The sequence below is a fragment of the Methyloceanibacter sp. genome, from assembly GCF_050728395.1.
Classification (GTDB): domain Bacteria; phylum Pseudomonadota; class Alphaproteobacteria; order Rhizobiales; family Methyloligellaceae; genus Methyloceanibacter.
Window position 1 is genome coordinate 1 of the sequence record NZ_JBOHJB010000153.1, and the last position, 4,307, is coordinate 4,307.

General features: G+C 64.2%; 4 protein-coding genes. All 4 read right to left on the reverse strand.

What is annotated here, in order from left to right; translation table 11 throughout:
* Nucleotides 1-1,258 (reverse strand): M16 family metallopeptidase (locus ACREC7_RS15875; RefSeq protein WP_431556661.1); only part of this gene is annotated, 1,258 nt, incomplete at its 3' end.
* A gap of 157 nt (nt 1,259-1,415) precedes the next feature.
* Nucleotides 1,416-2,036, reverse strand: a complete 621-nt coding sequence (locus ACREC7_RS15880) for a hypothetical protein (RefSeq protein WP_431556662.1) — start codon at nt 2,034-2,036, stop codon at nt 1,416-1,418.
* A gap of 36 nt (nt 2,037-2,072) precedes the next feature.
* On the reverse strand, nt 2,073-2,594 hold the full coding sequence (lspA, locus tag ACREC7_RS15885; protein WP_431556663.1) for a signal peptidase II: 522 nt from the start codon (nt 2,592-2,594) through the stop codon (nt 2,073-2,075).
* A gap of 163 nt (nt 2,595-2,757) precedes the next feature.
* Nucleotides 2,758-4,307: class I tRNA ligase family protein (locus ACREC7_RS15890; protein ID WP_431556664.1), on the reverse strand; the 1,550-nt coding region annotated here is incomplete at its 5' end.

The following is a 4,307-nucleotide window of genomic DNA, read 5'->3' on the forward strand; positions in this document are numbered from 1 at the left end:
CGACCTGCTCGACGGTCATCCCGGTAGCGAGCCTCCAACCATAGTGGCGCGCCATGCGCGATTGGCTGTCGTTGGCATAGACGAACTCGGCAAGAAAGGCGCTGCGGGCGCGGTCGAGCTCGGCTTCCGTGACGCCGTGCTCCCGCAAATCGGCGATGACGCCGGCCATGGCCGCCTCGAGCTCGGCGGGCGAGACCTTCTCGGCGCCGATCGCATAGAAAGCGACCCTGACGGTGTCGAGGCCCGAATCGGAATACCAGCCGCCGGCGCTTGCCGCCTTCTTCTGCTCGATGACGAGGCGCTTGTAGAGCCGGCTGACGGAGCCGATGGCGGCAATGCGCATCATCAGGTCGAGCGCCTCGGCTTCGCCGGGCGCGGCGGAGGCATAGCTCGGCGCGAGATAATAGCGCTGCACCGTCATGCGGCCGGCGCGGGCATCTTCAAGCTCGACGCGGACCGGCGCTTGATGCTCGGGCTCTTGCCGGCGCGAGCGGCCATTCAGCCCGCCATGCGGCGGCAGCTTGCCGAAGGTCTCATCGGCGAGCTTTCTCATCTCGTCAGGCTCGACGTCGCCGGCGACGACGAGAAGCGCGTTGTTCGGCGCGTAGAAGCGCTTGTAGAAGGAGAGCGCATCGTCGCGATCGAGCGCTGCCACCTCATGCGCCCAACCGATGATGGGAATGCCGTAAGGATGCTTGGTGTAGAGCGCCGCCATCATCTGCTCTTGCAGAATGCTCGACGGGTCGTTGTCGACGCGGCTGCGGCGCTCTTCGAGGATCACGTCGCGCTCGGTGGCCACATCCTGCTCGCTCAAGCGAAGATTGGCCATGCGGTCGGCCTCCATGGCCATCACCGTGGGCAGCCGATCCTTGGCCACGCGCTGGAAATAGGCGGTGATGTCATGGTTGGTGAAGGCGTTGTCCTCGCCGCCGTTCTTGGCCACGATCTTGGAGAATTGGCCAGGCGGAATCGCGTCGGTTCCTTTGAACATCAGGTGCTCGAGGAAATGGGCAATGCCGGAGGAGCCCGGCGGCTCGTCGGCGGCTCCGACCTTGTACCAGATCATCTGGGTGACGACTGGAGCGCGGTGGTCGGGGATGACCAGCACCTGGAGGCCATTAGCTAAGGTGAATTCGACGACGCGCGGCGTGGCGCGCGCGCCATCGACGGCGACAGCCACGGCCATCGAGGCGAGGCTGATGGCTGCCAGGATCAGGCCCGTCCGTGCATCGAGCGCGCCCGCAAGCTGATCGAACATCGATATCACCATAGATCGTGACCGGAGGTGAGGAACCAAAGATCAGCCCTCAAACCTCAATGGTAACGGCTTGACGGGCGGGATTGCCCCACATTTCAGCCCTGGCCGACGATTTTTCAAGCCAATTCGCTCGAGCGCGCTCCGGCGACGCTCGGCGTTAATAACTGGCGTTGTTGCCGGCGGGGCTGGACATGCCCTTGTAGCTATCGGGCGAAGCTGGATGGAAGGGATCCTGATCCGCCGGCGTGGTAGGCGCGTTGAGCGACTGATCCACCGGCTTTTGCGGCGTGGCCGCGGTACGCTCGCGGGCCTGATCCTCAGCCGTCTTGTCCGACGGATCGGGCTCAGGAACGTCGAGCGGGTCCTCTTCGGGCGTCTTGTTCCGCCCAAGCACCTGGTCGAGCAGGTTCGGCTTGCCGGCATAAGGATTGTTCGGCTCCGCCGCAGCCGCCTTCTTGCGTTCCTCAGCCTGCCTTGCCGCGGCGAGCCGTTTGCGCTCCTTGTCGGTATCGGCAGGCCAGTCGGCGCGCGTGACAACATCGGGACTACCCGGCGGGGGAAGTCTATGGGTGTTGGGGGGAACGAGAAGGGGCGCCCGCTCCGTCATCCTCACGTCTTGCTGGTCCTTGCCGACGCTGGAAAGTCCGGCGTAGTCGAAGACTTTGCCCTGGAATTCGATGCCGCCGCAGCCGCCAAGAGCCAGCGCGAGGCCACAGGCGACGAGCGACCCGAGGCCCTTGCCAAACAGCCTCAAGATGCGGGTTGCGGCGTGCCCCACGATTCCCCCTGAAATGCCCGTAAGACCGGGCTTTCTTCACATCTTAGAAGGGTTTGAGACCTTTTTGTGTCCCCCAAATACCGATTCATACAGAAGTCCGACGACGCCCGCAACGATTGCCGTGTCGGCGATATTGAAGATGTACCATTCATAGCCGAAGGCGTGGAAGGAGAAGAAATCGGCCACCGCGCCATAGAGGATGCGATCGATGGCGTTGCCGATGGCCCCGCCAATGATGAGGCCGATGCAGATGGCGGCAAGCTTCGAAGTTATGCGCGCGAGCCACAGCGCAAGCGCAATTGCGGCGGCAGAGGCGAACAGGATCAGGATGAAGCGGCCGAGCTCGGTCCGCTGTTGGAGCAGCCCGTAGCTCACCCCCTGGTTCCACACGAGAACGAGATCGAGAAACGGGGCGACGCGCACGGGTCCCTTCGCGCCGATGTCGTAGACGTAGAGCATCCAGGCCTTGTGGGCCTGGTCCAGGATCAGCGTGACCGCGGCGATGCCAAGCCCGAGAGGCGATAGCGGTCCCCAGGCCCAACTTCTCGCAACGCTCATCATAGGGCTCCTTGCGCAGAAGCTTGCTCTCCCCTACCCCCTTGAGGGGGAGGGATAGGGAGAGGGGTCAGAAAAACGAAATCGAGTTTACCCCCCTCCGCGCACCAGAGGTGCGCGTGCTCCCCCTCAAGGGGGGAGCGGAAGAAGAGGGCTCGGCGCTGCATCATTCCGCCGCCAGCTTGTGGCGGGCGTCGAACTGACGGACGGCTTCGGCGTCGCGCAGCGACAGCTCGGGAAATTCGGGATCGGCGCCGACGTCCTCCAGGATCTTCCACGAGCGGGCGCATTTCGTGCCTGTGGCGAGCAGCGCCTTCACGGTTACCTGAGGCAATTCGGGAAGACGGAATCCATCGATGGGGTCATCTTGATCGGCGATCAGTCTTGCGCTGGACGTGATGAAGACCTCCGGCAGACTGAGCCCTGTGAACGCGTCCGATAGCTGAAAGTCGGAGATGTAGACATCGACATGGGCTTCGAGGCTCGAGCCGATGCGGCCCTCTTTGCGCTCGATTTCGAGCGCGCCGGTGACGGCGCGGCGAACCGCCCTCACCTTGCGCCATTTCTCGGCAAGCGCCTCGTCGCGCCAGGCGGAGGGAAGCGCGGGGAATTGGCGAAGATGCACCGAGCTTGCCTCGCCGGGGAAGCGGTTCAACCAAGCCTCCTCCATGGTGAAGGCGAGCATGGGGGCAAGCCAGGCGGTGAGCGCGCCAAACACAATGTCGAGCACGGTGAGCGCCGCGCGCCGTGTCACGCTGTCATAAGGGTCGCAATAGAGCGCGTCCTTGCGGATGTCGAAATAAAAGGCTGAGAGATCGTTGACGCAGAAATTGAGCAGCGCATGGAACACGCGCTTGAAGTCGAAGGCATCGTAGCCGGCGCGCACGATCTGGTCGAGCTCTGCCACGCGGGAGAGCATATAGCGCTCGAGCTCCGGCATCTCGGCGTAGCCGACCGCGAGGCTTGGCTCGTAATGGGCGAGATTGCCGAGCATGAATCTGAGCGTGTTCCTGAGCTTGCGATAGGACTCCACATTCGCCTTGATGATGTCGGGGCCGATGCGCAAATCCTCGGCGTAGTCCGAGCTCATCGCCCACAGTCTGAGAATCTCTGCGCCCGACTGGCGGATCACGTCCTGCGGGGCGACGACGTTGCCGAGCGACTTCGACATTTTGCGCCCGTCCTCGTCGACCACGAAGCCATGGGTGAGCACGGCCTCGTAAGGTGCGCGGCCCCGCGTGCCGCAGGCTTCAAGCAGCGAGGATTGGAACCAGCCGCGATGCTGGTCCGAGCCTTCGAGATAGAGCGAGGCCGGCCAGGCGAGGTCGGGGCGGACCTCGAGCACGAAGGCGTGGGTTGAGCCAGAGTCGAACCAGACATCGAGGATGTCGTCGACCTTCTCCCACTCGGCAGGGTTGTCGACCAGGCCGGCGAGGAAGCGCTCGCGTGCGCCTGCCTCGAACCAGGCATCGGCGCCTTCGCGGGCGAAGGCAGCCACGATGCGGTCGATCAGCTCGCCCGCGGCGTTGAAGTCGCTGCCCGGGATCACGCGCCCGGTCTCCTTGTGACGGAACACGGTGATGGGCACGCCCCAGGCGCGCTGACGCGACACCACCCAATCCGGCCGCGTCTCGACCATGCCGGTGATGCGGTTCTCGCCTTGCGGCGGCACCCATTTCGTCTCGCCGATGGCTTTGAGGGCGCGCTGCCGCAGCA